This window comes from Streptomyces sp. MGP-P1, assembly GCF_057766565.1.
In genome coordinates, this window is the sequence record NZ_JBYMEM010000007.1 from 579,984 (window position 1) to 599,303 (window position 19,320).

The 19,320-nt window shown below is 70.1% G+C and carries 18 protein-coding genes; 4 read left to right on the top strand and 14 right to left on the bottom strand.

Features of this window, described 5'->3' with window-relative positions; all coding sequences use genetic code 11:
• Window positions 1-13: 13 nt before the first annotated feature.
• Window positions 14-508: a hypothetical protein gene (locus AC3CH1_RS24270; RefSeq protein WP_488464856.1), complete on the bottom strand. Its 495-nt coding sequence runs from the start codon at window positions 506-508 to the stop codon at window positions 14-16.
• A 26-nt stretch (window positions 509-534) separates the two neighbouring features.
• On the opposite strand from AC3CH1_RS24270, the gene AC3CH1_RS24275 reads away from it, so the two are divergent.
• The gene (locus tag AC3CH1_RS24275) at window positions 535-1,125 is read left to right on the top strand and encodes a GNAT family N-acetyltransferase (RefSeq protein ID WP_488464857.1); all 591 of its coding nucleotides are present in this window, start codon (window positions 535-537) and stop codon (window positions 1,123-1,125) included.
• Here AC3CH1_RS24275 and AC3CH1_RS24280 read toward each other — a convergent pair.
• Complete coding sequence (locus AC3CH1_RS24280; RefSeq protein ID WP_488464858.1) at window positions 1,112-2,029, bottom strand: alpha/beta hydrolase; 918 nt, start codon at window positions 2,027-2,029, stop codon at window positions 1,112-1,114. The genes AC3CH1_RS24275 and AC3CH1_RS24280 overlap by 14 nt on opposite strands.
• Window positions 2,030-2,159: 130 nt before the next feature.
• Window positions 2,160-2,462, bottom strand: coding sequence for a DUF1905 domain-containing protein (locus AC3CH1_RS24285; RefSeq protein ID WP_488464859.1), 303 nt, complete (start codon window positions 2,460-2,462; stop codon window positions 2,160-2,162).
• 235 nt (window positions 2,463-2,697) lie between these two features.
• Here AC3CH1_RS24285 and AC3CH1_RS24290 point away from each other — a divergent pair, with 235 nt between their 5' ends.
• Entirely contained in the window at window positions 2,698-3,378 is a 681-nt protein-coding gene (locus tag AC3CH1_RS24290; RefSeq protein ID WP_488464860.1) for a GOLPH3/VPS74 family protein, read from the top strand.
• A gap of 159 nt (window positions 3,379-3,537) precedes the next feature.
• Window positions 3,538-4,497, top strand: coding sequence for an N-acetyltransferase (locus AC3CH1_RS24295; protein WP_488464861.1), 960 nt, complete (start codon window positions 3,538-3,540; stop codon window positions 4,495-4,497).
• Between the two features lie 40 nt (window positions 4,498-4,537).
• Here AC3CH1_RS24295 and AC3CH1_RS24300 read toward each other — a convergent pair whose 3' ends face one another.
• Entirely contained in the window at window positions 4,538-5,434 is an 897-nt protein-coding gene (locus AC3CH1_RS24300; RefSeq protein WP_488464862.1) for a class I SAM-dependent methyltransferase, read from the bottom strand.
• Between the two features lie 178 nt (window positions 5,435-5,612).
• Here AC3CH1_RS24300 and AC3CH1_RS24305 point away from each other — a divergent pair, with 178 nt between their 5' ends.
• Window positions 5,613-7,034, top strand: coding sequence for an FG-GAP repeat domain-containing protein (locus AC3CH1_RS24305; protein WP_488464863.1), 1,422 nt, complete (start codon window positions 5,613-5,615; stop codon window positions 7,032-7,034).
• Window positions 7,035-7,095: 61 nt separating this feature from the next.
• Here the strand turns inward: AC3CH1_RS24305 and AC3CH1_RS24310 are convergent, their stop codons facing one another.
• From AC3CH1_RS24310 to AC3CH1_RS24355, 10 genes are all read right to left on the bottom strand, one after another.
• The gene (locus AC3CH1_RS24310; RefSeq protein WP_488464864.1) at window positions 7,096-7,521 is read right to left on the bottom strand and encodes a hypothetical protein; all 426 of its coding nucleotides are present in this window, start codon (window positions 7,519-7,521) and stop codon (window positions 7,096-7,098) included.
• The gene (locus tag AC3CH1_RS24315) at window positions 7,502-8,077 is read right to left on the bottom strand and encodes a hypothetical protein (protein ID WP_488464865.1); all 576 of its coding nucleotides are present in this window, start codon (window positions 8,075-8,077) and stop codon (window positions 7,502-7,504) included. The genes AC3CH1_RS24310 and AC3CH1_RS24315 overlap by 20 nt, the downstream gene beginning before the upstream one ends.
• An 89-nt stretch (window positions 8,078-8,166) precedes the next feature.
• Window positions 8,167-8,457, bottom strand: a complete 291-nt coding sequence (locus tag AC3CH1_RS24320; protein WP_488464866.1) for a hypothetical protein — start codon at window positions 8,455-8,457, stop codon at window positions 8,167-8,169.
• A 15-nt stretch (window positions 8,458-8,472) separates the two neighbouring features.
• The gene (locus tag AC3CH1_RS24325; protein ID WP_488464867.1) at window positions 8,473-11,112 is read right to left on the bottom strand and encodes a hypothetical protein; all 2,640 of its coding nucleotides are present in this window, start codon (window positions 11,110-11,112) and stop codon (window positions 8,473-8,475) included.
• Complete coding sequence (locus AC3CH1_RS24330) at window positions 11,109-11,555, bottom strand: DUF6507 family protein (protein WP_488464868.1); 447 nt, start codon at window positions 11,553-11,555, stop codon at window positions 11,109-11,111. Before AC3CH1_RS24330 ends, AC3CH1_RS24325 begins: the two co-directional genes overlap by 4 nt.
• A gap of 72 nt (window positions 11,556-11,627) precedes the next feature.
• Window positions 11,628-11,939, bottom strand: coding sequence for a pore-forming ESAT-6 family protein (locus AC3CH1_RS24335; RefSeq protein ID WP_488464869.1), 312 nt, complete (start codon window positions 11,937-11,939; stop codon window positions 11,628-11,630).
• A gap of 60 nt (window positions 11,940-11,999) precedes the next feature.
• Window positions 12,000-12,332 carry a hypothetical protein gene (locus AC3CH1_RS24340; protein WP_453714060.1) on the bottom strand — a complete coding sequence of 111 codons (333 nt, stop codon included), beginning with the start codon at window positions 12,330-12,332 and terminating at the stop codon, window positions 12,000-12,002.
• A 149-nt stretch (window positions 12,333-12,481) separates the two neighbouring features.
• Window positions 12,482-13,900, bottom strand: a complete 1,419-nt coding sequence (locus tag AC3CH1_RS24345) for a DUF6177 family protein (protein WP_488464870.1) — start codon at window positions 13,898-13,900, stop codon at window positions 12,482-12,484.
• Between the two features lie 85 nt (window positions 13,901-13,985).
• Window positions 13,986-17,978, bottom strand: a complete 3,993-nt coding sequence (gene eccCa, locus AC3CH1_RS24350; protein WP_488464871.1) for a type VII secretion protein EccCa — start codon at window positions 17,976-17,978, stop codon at window positions 13,986-13,988.
• 163 nt (window positions 17,979-18,141) lie between these two features.
• Complete coding sequence (locus AC3CH1_RS24355; protein WP_488464872.1) at window positions 18,142-19,299, bottom strand: MinD/ParA family ATP-binding protein; 1,158 nt, start codon at window positions 19,297-19,299, stop codon at window positions 18,142-18,144.
• Window positions 19,300-19,320 lie beyond the last annotated feature (21 nt).

A 19,320-nucleotide genomic window follows, 5' to 3' on the forward strand; every position in this document is an offset into this window, starting at 1 on the left:
GGGACACGGGCACTCAGACCCCGGCCGCGCAGAACACGCACACGTCCCAGTACGGCAACGCGTCCAGCACCCGGTGACGTACGCACGAGGCCATCGCGGCGCTCTCCGGCCCGGGCAGAGCAGCCGCGTCGGCCTTCGCTGTCGCAGGGTCGAACTCCTCCACCATCGACCGGTACGTGCGCAGGTATCCCTCGGCGCGGGGAGGCTCGTACGTCAGTTCCTCCCACCGGTGGCGGGAGAGCGCCAGATCGAGGACGCGGAGCAGGAAGTCCTTCGCCGCGGCCCGCTCCTGCGGAGTGTCCCCCCAGTCGAGGTCCGCCAGGCCGAAGCCGACCACCCCGCGTCCCATGATGCTCTGGTCCTGGAGTGTGAGCAGAGCGGCGAAGCGGAAGTCCCACGGGTCGTGGGCGAGCGTGGACACGGCGAGCATCAGCACGTCCACGAACACCGCCGTGCCGCCGTTGGTCATCTCCAGGTATCGGCCGTTACCGCCGTGGAACGTGTTCATGCAGGGAGCGTAAGGAGAATGGGGCTATGACCCGCGTCCTGTCGACACCGCCCGCGATGATCTCCGGCTGCCTCGCCGGCGCCCCGCAGCCGGTGCTCCCGGTAACGGACCGCGGTGACCTGCTGCTGCGCCCCTGGGGGGCGGCCGACGCGGCGGCGTTCCTCTCCGCCTACCGGGACGAGGAGACCCGCCGCTGGCACACGCACCGGCCCTCGACCGAGGCCCAGGTCCGGGAGTGGTTCGAGGGGTACCGGCAGGACTGGGAGCGGGAGAAGGGCTGCCACTGGGCCGTTGCCCGCGACAGCGGCGAGGTGCTCGGCCGGATGGCGTTGCGCGGCCTGGACTTCGACGACGGCGTCGCGAACGCCGCGTACTGGGTGCTCCCGGCCGCACGCGGCGCTGGGGTCGCCTCCCGCGCACTCGCGGCGGTCAGCGCGTGGGCGCTGGACGGCATCGGCTTCCACCGGCTGGAGTTGGACCACTCGACGCGCAACCACGCCTCGTGCAGGGTCGCCACGAAGGCCGGCTACCGCCTGGAGGGCACCAAGCGCAGCGCGGCCGTGCATGACGACGGCCGGCACGCCATGCATCTGCACGCCCGGGTCAGGGGCGACTGATCCTGTCGCGCAGCCAGGAGTGGATGCCTTCGAGCGCCGTCGCGGCCAGGGCGGTGGGGTGGCCGGTGAAGCCGTGGGGCGACTCGGGATAGACGCGCAGCTCTACGTCGTTGCCGGCCGCCGACAAGCGACCGGCCAGCGTCAGGTTGTCCTCCAGCAGTACGTCCTCGCTTCCCACGACCAGCAGGGCCGGGGGAAGCCCGCTCAGGTCGGCGTAAAGGGGCGAGATGTCGGGGAGGGTGCGGTCGGCGACATGACCCGCGTACGCCTGGATGAAGTACTCGTCCGCGATGCGACGGCCGCCGGGGGTCTGTGCGCTCAGGTCGTAGGTGCCGAAGCGGAGCGCGGCCCCTGCGAACCGGTCGACGAGGTCCCGGTCCCGCAGCCGGAGCAAGGTCGCCAGGGCGAGAGTGGCCCCGGCCGAGCTTCCGCCGATCGCGAGTCGGCAGGTCCCGAACCGGGCCTCGGCCTCCTCGACGAGCCAGAGCGCCACCGCCGCGCAGTCGTCGGGCGCGGCCGGCCAGGGGTGCTCGGGCGCGAGCCGGTAGTCGACCCCGACGACGGCGATCTGGAGCGCGTCCGCGAGTTCGCGGTGGCGTTCGTCGCCCTGTGCTGCTGAGCCCATGTAGAAGCCGCCGCCGTGGATGCCCAGGTAGACACCCCGGGGCGGACCATCGGACGGCAGGAAGATCCGGACCGGGACCCGTACGCCGGCGGCTTCGACCGTCTCTTCGACGGCAGGCGGAACGGCGGCCCGAGGAGCGGGCTTCTTCGCACGGGCCTCCTTCAGCTCCTCGTACGAGCCGGGCCCCCGGCCTGCCACCCTCGACCGGTAGAAGGCGTGAGCCTCGGCGACCTGCTCGGCCGGCACGTCGACCAGCAGTGCTTCCAGCGCGAATCGCACGCGTCGCTCCTCATCCGTCGTCCTGGCCGACCCCTGCCTGCCGGCAGCCAATGTAGCGGCGGATCGTGGGGCGCGGTTCGTCACCGCCGCGGTGATCGCCGCTGTCACGGCGAGGCCCTCGATCCGCAGGTCAAGCGTCCACCCGCTCCTCCAGGAGGACGGTCACACGGTCCCCTTCCTCCTTGCCGATCGCCTTGCGTACATCGGCCTTCACCGGCAGCTTGTGCGTGCCGTCGCCCAGGGCCATGAACGAACTGCGGAACGGATGACCGTCGATGGCGCCCCGGACCTTCACCAGGCCGCGGGTGCCGAAGAACTCGGCCGACTCGGGCCAGACGACGTAGGTCCACCCGCCCTTCTCCGGACTCTTCCGCAGGGTCGCGGTGAACTGCTTGTTCAGCTTGTTCGTCGTGCTGTTCGTCGTGCTGTTCATCGTTGATACCGCCTGTCCAGGAGCTTGCGCTGAGGAGGGCTGTCGCCGTTGCCGTTCACCAGTAGGACCGAGGCGGGCGGGAAAACTCATCGGGGACACACGACGACGAGCGCCGGACTGTTCATGACGTCTGTCATGAACAGTGGTGACAGCCCACACCGCTCTGCCCGCTCTCCGCGGGGCAGGCTTGGGCGGGAGAGCCGGGTACATCCGACGCCGACGGTGGGACACGACCATGCAGACCGAGAACGAGATGCTCATCGTCGAAGACCTGACGCTGCTGATGATGGACGACAGGTCCGGAGCCATCGCGGGGGCGGGCACGCTGTACTACACGCTGGGCGGCGCGGTCCTCGTCGAGCTGGGCCTCGCCGGCCGGATCAGGGCCGACGAGAACGATCAAGGGCTGAACGGCGTGAAGGTCCACGCCGTGGCCGGTCGTGCGCCGTCCGATCCGCTGCTCCGGGCCGCCCACGCGAAGGTCGGGGAGCGCGTGCGCGGCGTACAGACGCTGCTGATCGAGATCGGTACGGGGGTGGTCACACGGGAGGCGGTTCTCGAACGGCTCGTCGAGCGGGGCGTGCTGCGCCAGGAGACGAAGAAGACGCTGGGCCTGTTCCGTACGACGTCGACGACGGTCGCGGACACCGGGTACAAGAAGGCCCTGGTGGAGAAGGTCCGGGCCGTCCTGATCGACGGAGCGGAACCCGACGCCCGTACGGCGACCCTGGTCGGACTGCTCTCCGCGAGCGGCACACTGCCGACCCTGCACCGCTCCATCCCGTGGTCCGGCAAGGTCTACAAGCGCGCGAAGGAGCTGGAGCAGAGCAGCTGGGGCGCGGAAGCGGTGAACGCCGCAGTGATGCGGACCGTGGCGGCCATCTCCGCGGGCACGGTCGTCGCGGCCATCACGTAACCGGAGCGCACCGCTCCGTGGAGGCCATCACGTAACCGGGAGGCACCGCTCCGTGGAAGCCGTCACATCCGGGCCCGGGGCTCCTCATGTGAATCTGTTAGCGTCGTGGTGTGCCGCATCGCATGGCGGTCTTCCCTCCGTTCCCTCCAGAGGATCGCCATGTCCTTCTCACCTGCCGTGCGCACTTTCCGCCGCAGCGACCGTCACCAGCTGACCGACCTGGTGAACCGCCATGTCGCCGCGGTGCTTCCCGGCGTCAGTACCTCGGTCAACACCGTCCTGAGCAGCCTTGAGGCGCGGCCGGACGAGTACGTCGTCGATCCATGGGTCGCGGAGCGCCTCACGCTCGTGACCGAGCACCGCGGCCGCGTCGTCGCGGCGGCTCATCTGCACCGCTACCGCGACGAGCCGGACGTCGGCCCCGACTACCGGGGAGCCGCGGCCATCCAATGGGTCGTGCACCATCCCGGCGACGGCGACGGCGACGGCGACGGCGACGGCGACGGCGACACCGTCTCCTCGGACGCGGCGGACCGCTTGCTCTCCGCGTGCCTGGCGACCGCCACCCGCTGGCAGGCTCGCGGCGTCCACGCCGACGGAACACTTCCCTGCCCAGGGGTGTACGGCGTACCCGACGCCTGGCCGCACGTCCGCTCAGCGCTGGAGCGGGCGGGTTTCGTGCACACGGGCGCCACGGAGGTGCTGCTGCTCGCCGAGGTGAGCGACCTTCCCGGCACCGGTGAGCAGCCCGGCCGGGACAGTCCGACTCTTCTGCGTACGCTCGGCTCCCTCGGCACCCGCTTCACCGCCCTCGCCGGTGACCGCGTGCTGGGCCACCTGGAGCTGGACACCACTCTCGACCGCCCCGAACGTGTCGGCCGTGGAGGCGGGTTGGCGGAGTTGGCCGATGTCGACATGGTCACCGACGCTCCGGAGGTAGCCGAGGAGACTCTCGCCCGGCTGCTCGCCCAGGCCCGGGACTGGCTGACTCTCTGCGGGATCGACCGTCTCATCACCTGCGCGTACCCCGAGGACCTCGACGAGATCGACGCCCTGCACCGCCACGGCTTCCGCGAGGTCACGCGGACGGCCCGGGGATGGGAGCTGCGCACCGTCTGAGACCTGGCCGGGGCCGGACCGGGCCGGGCGGGCCCCGGCGTCAGGCGGGGCGGCGGGCCATCCACGTCTCACGTGTCGACCGTACGACGAGGTCGTCCCGGTGGCGTACGTCCTCGGGCCCTCCGTCGATGAGCCGGTCGAGCGCGGCCAGGTCCTCCGCCGAGATGCGCCCGACCAGGTTGTCGCGGACGCGCTCGAAGACGAGGTAGGCGTACCGCCCCGCCCCCTCGGGCAGCGGGGCGCGCAGCTCCCACGGCTCGGCGCGTTCCTGCTCGACGGAGAAGCCGGCGGCCACCAGCAGCGAGCCCCAGTCGGCCCCCCGGTGCGGCAACTGCTCGGCATGCAGGCCGTCGAGGGCCTCCCGGCAGCGGCGCTCCAACGCGCCCGGCTCCCCACCCTCGGGCAGGAAGGTCGGCATCCCGTCCACCTCCGCGACGGCCAGCAGCCCGCCGGGACGCAGCGCGGCGCGGATGCCGGCCAGGGCGGTGGCGGGGTCGTCCAGGTGGTGCAGGGACGCCGACGCCCAGACGAGGTCGGCGTCGACGACCCCGGGAAGCCCCGCACCGGCGTCGGCCTCCAGGGTGTGCACGCGGTCGCCGAGCCCCCGGTCCCGGGCTGCCGAGGCGAGCCGCTCCAGCATTGCGGGGGAGCTGTCGACAGCGGTCACCCGGGCGGTCGGGAACCGCTCCAGCAGGGCGAACGTGCCGGTCCCGGTGCCCGCGCCGAGATCGACGATGTTGCGGACGTCGTCACCGGCCAGACAGGCGATACGGCCGGTGAGCGCGGTCAGGTGGGGCGCGAAGAGGGCGGCGTCGAGGTCGAGGATCTCGGGGAGGCCGTTCGGCGTCGCGTCGGAACCGTGGGAGTGAGCCGCATGTCCGTGCTGGTGCTGGTGCTGGTGCTGGTGCTGGTGCTGGTGCTGGTGTTCGTGAGCCATGAAATCGAGCGTACGGGCTCTTGCGTCAGATGCATGCAATCTTGCTGATAGCGCAAGAAGATGGCACCGGAGCCATCCTCCTACGCAAAGGGATCTGTCCCGGAGTACACAACCATTCGCGGCACGGATGGTCTTTCTCAGCAGTGAGCACGTGCGCACACCAGGGGGATGAACAACGATGAAGACTTCTCGACTCCGTACCGCTTCGGCGGTCTTCGTGACGCTCGCCGCCACGGTGGCCGCCGCACCGGCCTTCTCCGGTACGTCGGTGGCGGCCGCGCCGGTCGCCGCCGCGCGTCAGCAGGTCGACTTCAACGGGGACGGATACGAGGACATGTACGCCTCGGTGCCGGACGGGACCGTGTCCGGCCTCAAGAAGGCCGGGTACCTGGTGGTCTACCCGGGTGACGCGAAGGGCATCAGCCCGGCCCGCCACCGGGTGATCAACCAGAACACGTCCGGGATCCCCGGCACGGCCGCCGCGAACGCCCGCTTCGGAGCGGGAACGCCCGCCGACATCGACCGGGACGGATACACCGACCTGCTGGTCTCGGCCGGCAACGGCCCGCGGGTCATCCTGTTCGGCGGCACGAGCGGCCTCGGCACCCGGGCGGTCGAGTACCGGGGCCAGGGATACACGCTGGGCGACTTCGACGGCGACGGCCGGACGGACGCGGCCGGCATCGACCGCACCGAGTGGGTCGGAAAGATCGTGCTGGACGAGAACATCGGCGCGGACGGATCGGTCGGCGGAACGCGCACGGCACTCACCGCCGACGGCGTCACCGTCTTCGAGCGAGTGCAGGCCGTGGACATGAACAACGACGGCAAGGACGACCTGCTGGTGAGCAGTGGCTGCGACGACGAGCCGGACTGCGGCGGGCGGTCGCTGTACCTGTCGACGGGTACGGGCTTCACCTACACGCCCATCGTCACCGCGCCTGGGACGTACCTGAAGCACTCCACGGTGACGGTCGGTTCCGTCAACGGCGACGCCTACCCGGACCTGGTCTTCACCCGCCGGCCCACCGGCATGGACAGCGACCTGGACTTCCCGAGCAAGGGCGGCGCGGTGGCGGTCGTCCTCGGAGGCCCCAAGGGCCAGAACACCGCCGTGAAGCCTAAGTGGATCACCCAGGCCACCACCGGAGTGCCGGGCGCCGACGAGAAGGGCGACGCCATGGGCGCGAGCGCCGCCGTGGGAGACCTGGACGGCGACGGCTACGGCGAGGTCGTCGTGGGCCTGGCGGGCGAGGACGTGGGAACGGCCAAGGACGCCGGCGGGGTCCTGGTCTTCAAGGGCCGCGCCTCGGGCATCACGGCCGCCGGCACGAAGGTGATCGGCCAGTCCACGGCGAACGTCCCCGGAGTCGACGAGCAGGGCGACGCGTTCGGCGGCGAGGTCCACGTAGTGGCCCCGGCCAAGGGCGTACCGGCGACGCTGGCGGTGGCGGCCCCCGGGGAGAACACCAACCAGGGAGGCGTCTGGCTCCTCAAGGGCAGCCGCACGGGCCCGGTCACGAAGGGCAGCGTCTCCTTCGGCGAGTCGAGCCTGGGCGTGAAGCCGTCGGCGGTCCGCTTCGGGGGCTGGCTGGGCTGAGGGGTTTTGCGGGGCCTGGAGCGCGCACCTTCCGGGCCCCGACAAGGGCGCAATGACTGCTCTATTCGCCGGCCATCCTTCGAAGCGCCCAGAACTCGATTGTCGCAGTCGGTGACTCACTCACGATATGTCCTGAAGTTCTGTCAGCGGGAGAATCCCTGAAGCTCTCCAGGGCTGCGGAGGGCGTCAAGCCACGCTCGAAAGCTTCATGTAGCTTCTTCAGCCATGCCAGCCCTGCGTGATATCCGGCTAGATCGGCATCATCGCGTGGCTCGAAGCCCGCGGCACCCTCAGCCTCCGATGCCCACAAGTAGCCCAAAATCTCGTTCTCGCCATGCACGGGAAGGTAGGCAACTCGGCCTTTGGCCTCGCGCTTGTACGTTGACTGGAACGGTGGAGTGTGGCTGAACACGCTGTTTCGCTGCGGAATTTCGAAGCGGATCCACACATTGGAGGCGGATTCATCGTCATCGAAATGGTTGTTCACCCCTTCTTCGGTAGCAATACCAAGCCGGGTTGGATCGCCTGGATCCAACCCGGCTTGGTATTGCTACCGAAAGATCCTTCAGGAGATCCGCGAGGCGTGGTCGATTCAATTGGAACAGAGAATCGTTCTCCTTGCCTTTGAGGTCGTATTGCATCCAAGCGTCTGAAAATGTCGCCAGCGCTACGGTGAAGTAACTTTCGGATACGTCCACAGAGAGATTGAAGAGCCCTTCTGTCGCCACGGGGCCATCTTCTTTTTCCAGGACGCCGTCGCACGACGTGAACATCTCCACACCGCTGATGTTTCCCGCCTTTGTGCCTTCTTCTATGGCGCCCAAAAGACCACTGGTGGCTGGGTATTCCTGCTGTGTCAGGAAACTCCTGTGCCCTGGCTCCGGAATCTTCACGGAGACCTGACCGCTGTGCGGTGTTCCGAGGTGGTGGCGGTCGAGGATTTCAAGGGCAGCCGAAAATCTGCGAACGGCCTCGTGGATCAAGACGATGTCGTACCCGCGGTCGCCCCAATTCCATTGAGCGACCGGTGTGCTGGCGATCAAGGGCGTCTTTCTTTTTTCGCCGCCGGAGGCCTGTCTGGCCCTCGGATCGAACCCGTAATTTATCGAAGCTCGATACCTCGCGTAGGGTGTTAGTAGCCTGGCGGCATTGGCTGCTCCGGCGCATCATTGAAAAGGTAGTCGTACATGTCGCGGAGATAGGTGTGAAGAGTTTCTCTGTCGGGGAATTCGATGTCGGTCAGTCCTTCGTACTCGTCCGGACCGAAGGACTCGTCCGACATGATCTGCTCAAATCCCTCGCGGATCAGTTTGACGTATGAATCGCTGAAACTCAGCAATGTAGGCCTCAGTTCGCCTGTGTTTTCGTACCCCCGCTCAAGGTCCAGATACACCCTGAAAAAGTTCCTGAAATGCGCGTCCATTGAAAGACTTCCTTATTACGGATGGCGGCCGGGATTCGGATTGGCAAACATGGTATGCAGACGGTACTGTCCATCGGGGAGTTGATGGTACACAGGTACGATAGTTCCACCTTCGAAGTCCACCGGCTTAAATTCATCAAGGTTGGCCGGGTCGCGATAATAACCCGTGAACCTTTCCTCAGCTCCAGCACCTAGTACGTCCTCGATCGGCGTCTCGCCCGAAACGTTTCCGGTACGTGCCATCTCGTCGCGGAAATAAGCGTCTGCGCGCACCATGTCTTCCGCGTTGTCGAAACGCGTCGCGAACGCGCCGACACGGTGCGCACGGCCGGTCACACCGTCCACTGCCGTACCGGTCAACGGGTCGATGTTATTTTCGGACTTGACTAGTCCCGGATAGTTCGAATTCGGCCCGTACAGCTTCGGTGCCCCGTTACTGTCGCGGAGTACCGAGCCGAGCCGGTCGGCCAGTGCCTGGTCATCCGGGTGGAGGTGGCGGCCTGGCGCATGCCCTTGGCCGCCTTGTCGATCGTCCAACTCCTTGATGCGTTCGTCGACCACCTTGGGGTCCATCGGCTCGTCTCCCGCACCACCGGGCGATGAGTTGGGCGAATCGTTAGGACCACTGCCCGTATCGGAGCCACTCGGGGCGTCGTGGCCCCCGCTGCCACCCTGGTGTGGGACGCCTGAGCTAGCACCGTCGCTGCCTGTCGTACTGGCGTCGCCATGAGGGGCGGTTCCTGTCTCCGACGCATGGGTGCCAGTGCCTGCATTGCCGCCATGCCCGCCACCACGGGTGGGCATACTCGAACCAGTCCCGCTGCCCGAACTGTCGGCGTTCGGATGGTTAGACGCTTGGCCACCAGTGGGCGTGCCGTTGTCCACGCTGTTGGTCGGCAGGTTGTTCGCGGTGCCGCCCGGTGCCCTGTTCGGACTTGGCGCGTCGTTGCCCGTCCGGCCGAGGTCGTCGCCGACCCGCCCCGCGTCGCTCACGTCCGAGCCCAGCCGGGCCGTGTCGCTGCCACCGCGTGCGCCTGCGCCGACGAGGGCTGATTGTTCGGCCGGGGTGCGGGGCAGGGGGCTGTCCGCGTCCGTCCTGGCGGAAGCGCCGTCCGTCGGGTTCTCGCGTTGGGCACCGGTGTGGTGCTGCTTGAGGGTGCCGTCCTCCCCGAGGATGTTGCCCTGGCGGTCGAGGTGGACGACGTTGCCGTCGGCGTCGAAGTCCTTGAAGGTGCCCTCGGGCAGGGCCGTGGTGCCTTCGGGGAGTTTGAGGGCGCCTTCCTGGATCGGCAGGGAGCCTGCGGGCGGGGCTACGCCTTCGGGGAGGTGGACCACGCCGTCGCCGAGGTCGATCGCTCCGGCGGGGATCTCCGCTCCGTCCGGGAGCTTGACCGAGTTCCTCGGGATCTCGAACGCGCCGTCCGGGAGTGCTGCGCCCTCGGGCAGGTGCAGGGTGCCGTCCGCGAGTTTGAACCCGCCGTCCGGCAGAGTGATCGCACCCGGCGGCAGCGTCGGGATCTCGACGCTGCCCGTGCCCCTGAGGCCGGCCATGACGTCGCTGATCTTGGTCAGGCCCGCTCCGGCGCCCTTGAAGAGGTACGTCGTCGGGTCGGCGTAGCGGCCCGCCTTGTTCGCGAACGACAAGGCCTTGGCCGCTGCCGCCGCCTTGCCCGCGCCGGAGACCGCGCCTCCGGTGCCACCGGTGAAGATTGTCGTCAGGGCGTTGAAGGTGACCGCGCCGCCGGCGCGGGCCGGGTTCTCGCCCCACTGGTCGTAGGCGATCAGGGCCTTGCCGGTCTCCTTCATCGCGTTGCGTGCGTCGCGGGCGAAGCCCGGCAGCTTGTCCTCCGGAGTGAGCCACAGGACATGGGGTGCGGCGACGGTGAGGACGACGCCGGTGGCGAGGTTGCCCAGGCCGGTCCAGGCCTGCTTCATGGAGTCCCAGCCCTCGGTGCCGACCAGGGTGCCCAGGCCCTTGACCGTGCCCCAGACGCCGTCCACGACGAAGCCCTTGCCGAAGTCCCAGACGTGCTCGTAGAACTGGAACCACCGGGTCGACTCCTTGACCGGGTCGCCCCAGGGCAGACCCTTGGCCTGCTTCAGGGCTTCGGCGTCGTACCCGTACATGCCCTTCCCGCCCGACCCGTCATCGGTCTTGAGCGGTGTGCCGCCGGGCACCATGGAGATGATCTTGTTGTAGCAGGCGCGCTCCACCGCCTGGAACGCGGCCCAGGTCTCGGCGATCTCGTTGCGGCGGCGGTTGTTCTCCTCGACCAGATCGCCGTCCTCGCGCCACGTCTCGTCCGCGTTCGCCTTGTCCAGGAAGGCCGAAGCCTCCTGCCTGAGCCGCTCCAGCTTCGCCACCAGCGGCTGTGCGTCGTCCCCATAGGCGCCGAGTGCGCCGGTGACGACCGTCAGGTCGGACTTCAACGCCGCCCCGCGGTCCGCGACCGGCTTGGTCGTCGCGAACAGCTGGTCCGCCTCCGGCGCCGTGTAGAAGGCATGCAGGCCGCCGAAGCTGCTGTGGACGTCGCCCGTGGTCGTCGCGATTTTCGCGGCGTCCGCGACCAGGGCGGTCACCTTCGTGTCCAGCACCGCGAGATCACCGGTGAACACCGGTACTCCGTACGGGTCGACCGGCTCCGTGTCGCTCACTTCGTGCCCCGCAGTTCCTTCAGCAGGTCCAGACGGACCGCCTTCGCCGCGTTCTGCGCCTGCTTCGCCGTGTCGAGGTCGCCCTCCACGTACTCGTTCGTCGCCGTTGCCGCACCCAGCACCGCCGCCTGGATCCGCTCCGACATCGACTTCAGCTGGGCCTGCCGGGCGGTGACGTACTCACCCAGCGCCGCCGCCACCGGACCCGTCGCGGTCGGCGCGACCACGCTCGCCGCCACAGGGCTGAGCCGGTGGCCCGGAGCCACGGGCCCCATTGGTGAGCCCGCCTTCGTGCCACCCGGCACCGCGGTCCCCGCCGCCTGCGCGGCCTCCATCAGGTCCTTCATCAGCGCGTTGAGCGCCTTCTCCAGCTCACCCGCGTGCCCGCCGACCACCTTCAACTGGCCCTGCACACCCTGCGGCTTGATATCCCACCCGGTCATCCCACGCCCCCGTACGCACAACAAAGCCGACCCACCCCGCAGGGTGGGCGAACACCTGAACCACCCCGGCGGTCAGCCGATGCCGTCGACCGCGGCCTTCGCCCGCGCCAGCGTCTGCGTGGCCGTGCCGTCGTTCTTCTCCAACGTCGTCCGCAGCAGCCGGATGATGTTGCGCACCTCCTGCGACGTCGCGTTCCACCGCTGTTCCTTGCCGTGGTACTCATCCGCCACGCCATCGGCCGCGAAGTCGTTCATCGCCGCCTTCACCTGCGCGTCCCGCGCCGTGATCACCTGCTCCAGACGGCCGATCACCACCTGGAGAGCCGCCTGTACCTCCGTCGAAGCCCCCGTGTCGTACGAACGCCGATCCGTGCTGCCCGCCATCAGTCCTTCAACTCCCCGTCAGACAGAAATGTGTGGCCGAGCCGGTCACCATGACCGGTTTCAGCGGCCACCGAAACGCGCCGCGTCGAAATTCGCCGACGCCATCTGCGACTTCGCGTTCTCGTCCTGCTCCTGGTCGCCCGAAGCGAACGCCGCGTCCATCCCCGACTGGCCGCCCAGGATCCCCGACAACGACGCGTTCAACGCCTTCGTGATCTCGTCCGAACGTGTCTTGAAATCGTCGAACGCGACCTTCCCCGCCCCGTTGAACTTCCCCTCCAACGGCTCCGCCGCCGCGATCAGCTGCTGGATCAGCGTCCCCAGATCCGTACTCGCACTCTGCGAGTCCGACAGCAGCCTCGACAGGACCGACGCCCCCATGTCGAACTTCATGACATCCCCCGTTACCTCGAAACATCGAGCGCATCGACTACATCGACCGAACGCACGCCTACTTGCGCGTACATCCTTGTCTATCAACCTCGGCATCACTACTGCAATCTGCAATCGGCCAGATTGAAGCCAGGGAGTCGGGCGAGTCCTTACGCCCCCTTGAGGTGCCGCATCAGCCTCTCGAACTCCCGCCACCCCGCCAGATCCGAGGGGTTCCCCGGCAGCGGGTAGTACAGCGCCGGCCTCGTTCTCGGGCCGAGCCGCACCGGCTGTTCCGCCAGGGGCGTGCGTCGCGCCCGGTCGCCCGGCATCGCGCGGACCTCCTCCGCGCCCAGCACGAAGGCCAGCGGGACCCCGGGGCCCTCGAAGCGCGGCGGGACGGCCACATCGCGGCGTGCTTTGCGAAGTTGTACGAGCATGGACTGGAGGTGGTGGCGCGCGGCGAGCGCCTCGGCGGCCGCGGGCAGGGCGTCCAGCGGAGGTTCCTCGTCGGCGCCGTAGCCGAAGGCGAGGGTGACCTCCTCCTCCACGCCCGCTTTCGTCCGCGTGACGCGCACGGTCGCGATGCCCGGTCGCGAGCGGTTCCCGACCACGACGAACCATGTGGGTTCCGGCGCCCGTTCGAACGCGATGTCGGTCAGCCGGCCCGGGGACCAGGGGAGGGTCGCGGGTTCCGACGTGCCCCAGCCGGCCGGCGGTTCGCCCGTCAGCTCCCGCCAGACCGTCTCCAGGCCGCCGCCCAGCACCAGCCGTTCGTCCGCCGGGTGCACCATGCGGAACGTCAGGCCCAGTTGGCGGTCACCGGTGTCGTGGACCTCCTGGTAGGCGGCCGCCACCGGGGTGCGCGGGTCGTCCTCCGTGGCGTCGGAGGAGAGCACCGGGTCGAACGCGCCGTCCTGCCAGCGCAGTACGGCTCCGGTCAGTCCGTCGTAGTAGCCGTCCCGCTCGTCCTGGACGATCCAGCGGGACGGCCAGCCGCCCAGCGCGTCCCGCACGGCGGGGGAGAGCGTGGTGCCCGCCGGGCTGACGATCTGCATGCCGAGGCCCGCCTTCGCCGCCGCCCGGAAGGCGTCGGACAGCCAGGCCGTCATCGCCACCACCGGGCGGTCCTGGATGACCACCGCGACCTTGCCGGTGAGCACGTCGATGGCCGGCTGGGCGGCGGCGGGTTCGGGCGCGACGCTCACGCCGTCGGTCTTCACCACGGCGAGCGATCCGGCCGCGTCCGGCGGCCAGGCGGAACCGCCCACCAACGCGGCGAGTCGGGTCGCGAAGGTCCCCGCGAGCCGCTCCGCCTCCGCGACGCCCGTGGTGGCGCGGGCCTCCGTCCACCAGTACGGGACCGGCGGGGCCGTGGTGCCGAGCAGCCGCTCGGCCTCACCCTCGACGGAGACCACCAGCGGGGCCTCCACGGAGACGAGCGGGCGCCCCTCCGTGTCGCAGAGCTGGATCACCGCCCCGTCGCCCCGCGTGCCCACGAGCCTGTCCGGGCCGCCCGAGAGGAGGCCGGCCAGCACGGCCCAGGGGTCGGGCATACGAGGGGTGAGAGCGATGACGTCCTTGGTCATGGAGTGGTCGTCCGGTCCTTTCGGTCCTTCGTCGTTCCGCGGTGGGCATGCACGGGCGGCGGGCGTTGTTCCGCGCCCAGGAGTCTCACATCGGCGCGTACACCGTCTGGATCAGGCGGTTCGGCTGCCCCCGGCTGACGAACACGCCGCGCCCGGGCGGCTGCTGGGATGCGTACACGCCGGGGAACAACTGGCCCTCGCTGCGGTCGCCCGCCATCAGGAGCGCCGAGGCGCCCGACTCCCGCAGACCCTGTACCAGCGGCTCGTACATGCCCCGTGAGGCGCCGGCGACCCGGCGCGTCAGGACGAAGTGGAGGCCGATGTCGACCGCCGAGGGGATGTACGGCAGGAACGGCGACAGCGGCGACTGTCCGGCGGTCGTGAGGACGTCGTAGTCGTCGACGAGAACGACGATGCGCGGGCCCGCGCCCCAGTGGCCCGGCTCCAGGTCCTCCAGGCGGGCGTTCTCGTCGGGCAGGCGCTTCTCCAGCTCGGTGGCGATGCCCGCCGAGAGACCGGCGCAGAGCTTGGAGTTGTACGCGTAGCCGCCGTTGAACTCCTCCGGGACCGCGCCGCGCAGTGAGCGCCGCGGGTCCATCACGGCGAACACCAACTCGTCGTCGCCGTAACGGTCGATGAGACCGTGCGCGACGGTCCGCAGCAGGTTCGTCTTGCCGCATTCGCTGTCCCCCAGCACCAGTAGGTGCTGATCGTGCTGGAACAGGTCGAGCAGTACGGGCGCGAGCGCCGACTGGTCGAGCCCGATCGGTACGCGCGTGGGCTCGGCCGCCGGACCGGGCAGCGAGTGCGGCTCCAGAATCTGCGGCAGCACGCGCACCGGTTGCGCCACTTCGCCGCTCCAGGTGGCCCGGACCGTACGCGCCGTACGCTCCAGGACCGGGCCGAGGTCCGCCGTGTCGGCGACCCCGTCCGTACGGGGCAGCGCCACCTGGGCGAAGAGCCTCCCGTCGGTGAGGACGCGCCCGGGCTCGTCGGGTGACAGGGTCTCGGCGAGCTTGCGGTCGATGCTGGACTCGCCGGGGTCGTTGAGGCGCAGTTCGACGCGGGTGCCGAAGTTGGACTGGATGGCGATGCGTACGTCGTTCCAGCGCAGCATGCCCGCGACGACGTGGATGCCGTAACCACCGCCGCGCTTGAGGATGTCGGCGATCGCGTCGTCCAGCTCGTCGAAGTCGTCGCGCAGCGCGCCGAATCCGTCGATGACGAGGAGGACCTCGGCCGACGCGAGTTCGGGCAGCCGACCGGCCGCGTGCAGGGTGCGCAGTTGCTCGACCGAGTCGATGCCGTGCTCGCGGAAGAGGTCCTCGCGCAGCGCGAGCATCGTGCGGACCTCCTCGACGGTGCGGGCCGCCCGTTCCCGGTCGGCGCGGCCCGCGACACCGCCGACGTGCGGCAGACCCGAGAGCGCCTGGAGACCGCCGCCGACCAGGTCCAGTCCGTAGACGCCGATCTCGCGCGGGGTGTGGGTGAGCGCGAGGGAGAGGACGAGCGTGCGCAGCAGCGTCGTCTTGCCCGACTGAGGACCGCCGATCACCGCCGCGTGGCCGCCCGCCGTCGTGAGGTCCAGGAACCACTGCCCCTGCCACTGCCTGGCCGGGTCGTCGAGCAGGCCTACGGGAACGCGGAGAGGCCGTCGGCGTCCGTCCGCGACCGCCCCGGTGAGCCGCATCCCACGCGGCCCGATGTCCAGCGGCCCGGCGACGCTGTCCAGCGTGGTGGCCGTCGGCAGGGGCGGCAGCCAGATGCTCCGTACGGGTGGAGCCGCTCCGGTCAACTGGGCGACCATGACGCCAAGTTCGGTCGGACCCGTCTCGCGGCGACGGGACGTCGGCTCTGCGGACTGCTGCGCCTCGTCCGGTCCGGCCAGGGTGTTGTACGCCTCGTACGGCAGCGCCAGCGGGCCGGTCTCCTCCTCGTCGGGGCCGCGGACCGGACCGCGGTAGCCGCCCGAGACATAGCCCGCCTTGAACCGCGCGTAGTGGCTCGTGTCGACCTTCAGATAGCCGAATCCGGGCAGCGGAGGCAGGTGGAAGGCATCCGTCGTGTCCAGGACGGTGCGGGACTCGTCGGCGGAGAAGGTCCGCAGGCCGAGACGGTAGGAGAGGTAGGTGTCCAGGCCCTTGAGCTTGCCGCCCTCGATGCGCTGGCTGGAGAGCAGCAGATGCACGCCGATGGAGCGGCCGATCCGTCCGACGGAGAGGAACAGGTCGATGAAGTCCGGCTTGGCGGTGAGCAGTTCGCCGAACTCGTCGATCACCACGAACAGGTGCGGCAGCGGATCCAGGTCCGGCCGCTTCTCGGCGCGCAGAGCCGCGTAGTCCCCGATGTCCGCGACGTTCCCCGCGTCCTTGAGGGCCTGCTGGCGGCGCTTGACCTCCCCGGCGAGGGAGGAGTGGACCCGTTCGACGAGCCCCGCCTGGTTCTCCAGGTTGGTGATGACCCCGGCCACGTGCGGCAGGTCGGCGAAAGGCGCGAACGTCGCCCCGCCCTTGTAGTCGACCAGCACGAGCGCCAGGTCTTCCGGCGGATGGGTGGCCACCAGGGCGAGGACCAGGGTCCGCAGCAGCTCCGACTTGCCCGAGCCCGTCGCGCCCACGCACAGCCCGTGCGGGCCCATCCCCAGCTCCGAGGACTCCTTCAGGTCCAGCAGCACCGGCTCGTGGGAGTCGCTGATGCCGATCGGGACGCGCAGGAAGGCGCGCTCGCCGCGCGGCGCCCACAGGCGTTCCAGGTCGAGGCGGGCCACGTCGTCGATGCCGAGCATCGCCGCGAACTCCACCGGACCGGAGAGCGGGGCGTCGACCAGGGACTCGGCGGACAGCCGCAGCGGGGCGAGCATCCGGGCCAGGCCCTCGGCGAACGGGACGCCCGCCTCGTCCACCGTGCCGTGCGCCTCCATGGGCTCAGGCGTCCGCAGGTCCTCGATGGTCACGTCCGTGCCGTCGACCGTGATCCGTACGCTGACGTGTCCCGGTTCCTGCACCCGCCGCTCCAGCAGATGCAGCACGGTGACGCCCATCTCGCGCAGGCCGACGGCTTCGTCCGGGCGCGGCAGGTCGACGGCGTCCTCGCCGTGCCCGTCGGTGACGACGAGCAGCCGTGAGTTCATGGACAGCGCGTCCCGGCCGGCCAGGCCCCGGCGGACCTCGGCCGCGTACGAGGCCCGGCGGCGCAGCTCCGCCCCGATCTGCCGGGCGAGCTGTGGGGCGGAGGGGGCGATGCGGCGGGCGGCCACGGGCCCGTCGAACCGCTCGGTGTCGAGCAGGTGCGGCAGCCACTTGGCCCATTCCCAGTCGGCCATGCGATCGCCCGGCGCCGCGACGGCGATCGCCACGTCGTCGGGTGCGTGCAGGGCCGCCGTCTGGACCAGCAGGGCACGGGCCACCCGCAGGCAGTCCTCGCGCGGGCCGATCACACTGACGTTGCCGATCCGGTCCAGCGGGACGGTGAGGGGCAGTTCGGTGCCGTTGCGGAACCGGTTCACCAGCGCCGAGGCCTCGTTGAGCATGAACAGGTCGGGTGGTGCGAGGACCGTCGAGCCCGGCTCGGCGATTCCCAGATCCCGTACGGGCATCTCGCCGGTGCCGACCCGCACCCGCAGGAAGTCGTCGTCGACCCTGCGCCGCTCCCAGAGCCGCGCCGGGTCCCGCACGATGTCGTACAGGGCGTACGGCGGGGGGTTCAGGACGTCGGCGCGCTCACGTCGTTCGCGTTCCTCGCCCGAAAACTTCTCCCGCAGGTCCTCCACATAGGCGAGATACGCCTCGCGCTGCGTGCGTCGGGTGCGCTGGGCCTTGCCCCGCTGCGAGAAGAGCAGCGCCACGGAGCCGATGACGGTGACCAGGAGGATGATGGCGCCGAGGGCGGCGAACTGGCTGTTGCGGACGACCGTCATCATCACGACGGACGACATGACCCCGGCGACCGGCAGCAGCGACATCGCGATGTTGCCCGCCTTCCCCTCGGGGAGGTTGGGCGGGGCCTCGATGGTGCGGGGCGTGGGCGCGGCCGGGGGACGGGTGGTCCGGGCGGGGCGGTGGATCAGTCGGGTGCTCATGGGCGTGGTCCGGCGTTCGCGGTGGCGGAAGAAGCGGGGGAAGCGGTGGCGGACGAAGTGGCGGAAGAAGCGGGGGAAGCGGTGGCGGAAGCGGTGGAAGCAGCTGCTGCGACGGCTGCGACTGTGGCGTCGGCCGTGGCGGGCGCAACGCCCCCCATCGCGGTCACCGGCGCTCCTGGGAGAGCTGGAAGACCTCGGCGGCCAGGCGGGTGGCGGCCAGCCGCGTGGGCCGGGCGAGCAGTTCGGTGCGGAGTGCCCCGCCTGCCGCCAGATGCCGGTCGTGGGGCAGCACGTGGACGGTCGCGCCGGTGGACCGCAGCTTCTCGGCGGCCGCCTCCACATCGATGCCTGGGCGGGACGTGGTGCTCGTGAGCGCCACCACGGTCCCGGCGATCATGTGGCGCGGCAGCCCCTGCATCCACTGGAGGACCGCGTACGTGCTGGTGATGCCGTCCAGTGTGGCGGGCGCGGCCAGTACCCGGGCCTGGGCGGCGGAGAGCGCGACCCGGGCGACCTCGGCGGGCAGCGTCTCGCAGTCGACGACGGTCACCCCGAAGTAGCGGCGGAGCGCGACCATGACCCGCTCGTACGCCGCGGTGTCCAGCATCGCCCCGATCCTCCCCTGACTGCCGGGCAGCAGCCAGGCGTTGTCGGGGAGTTGGACGAGGTATCCGGTGACGTCGAGCAGTGACATCTGCGGTTCCACGATGTCCGCCAGATCGGCCGTGGTCCACCGCAGCGTCTCGGCTCCCAGACGCAGGGGCAGCGAGCCGAGCGCCGGATCGGCCTCGACGAGGAGGACCGGGTCCTGGCGGTAGTGCGCGTACGCCGTGCCGAGCAGGGCGGCCACCGTCGTCTTGCCCGCGCCGCCCCGGATGGAGGTGACGGCGATCTGCCGGCCGGTCGTCACCGGCTGCTGGATCCGCTCGGCGGTGCGGGTGATCTCGGCGACCTCGCGGGCCGCCGACGAGGAGACGATCCGGCGTACCGCGCGTGAGACCCGCGCGGCGGCCGGCTCACCCTGCCGGGGGCGGCGTGCGGTGCCGGACAGCGCGCTGTCGATCACGGGCCGGGAGTCGGGGGACCGGGCGGGCTGTCGCGCACGTGCCGTGGGAGTGGCGGGAGCGGGGGGCGACGCGGGCGTTCTCGGCCCCGGCGCTCGCGCACCCGTACGCGGTTGCGGCTGCTCCTGCGGAGGCTGTTGCTGTTCCTGTGCCGGATGGTGGCCGTGTGCCGCACTGGGGCTCTGCGCGCGCTGCGGAGGAGGGGTTCCCCTCAGGTCGCGCAGCACATCACCCTGCCAGTTGTCCGCGTTCGGCATGTCTGCCCTTCTCCTCCGCTC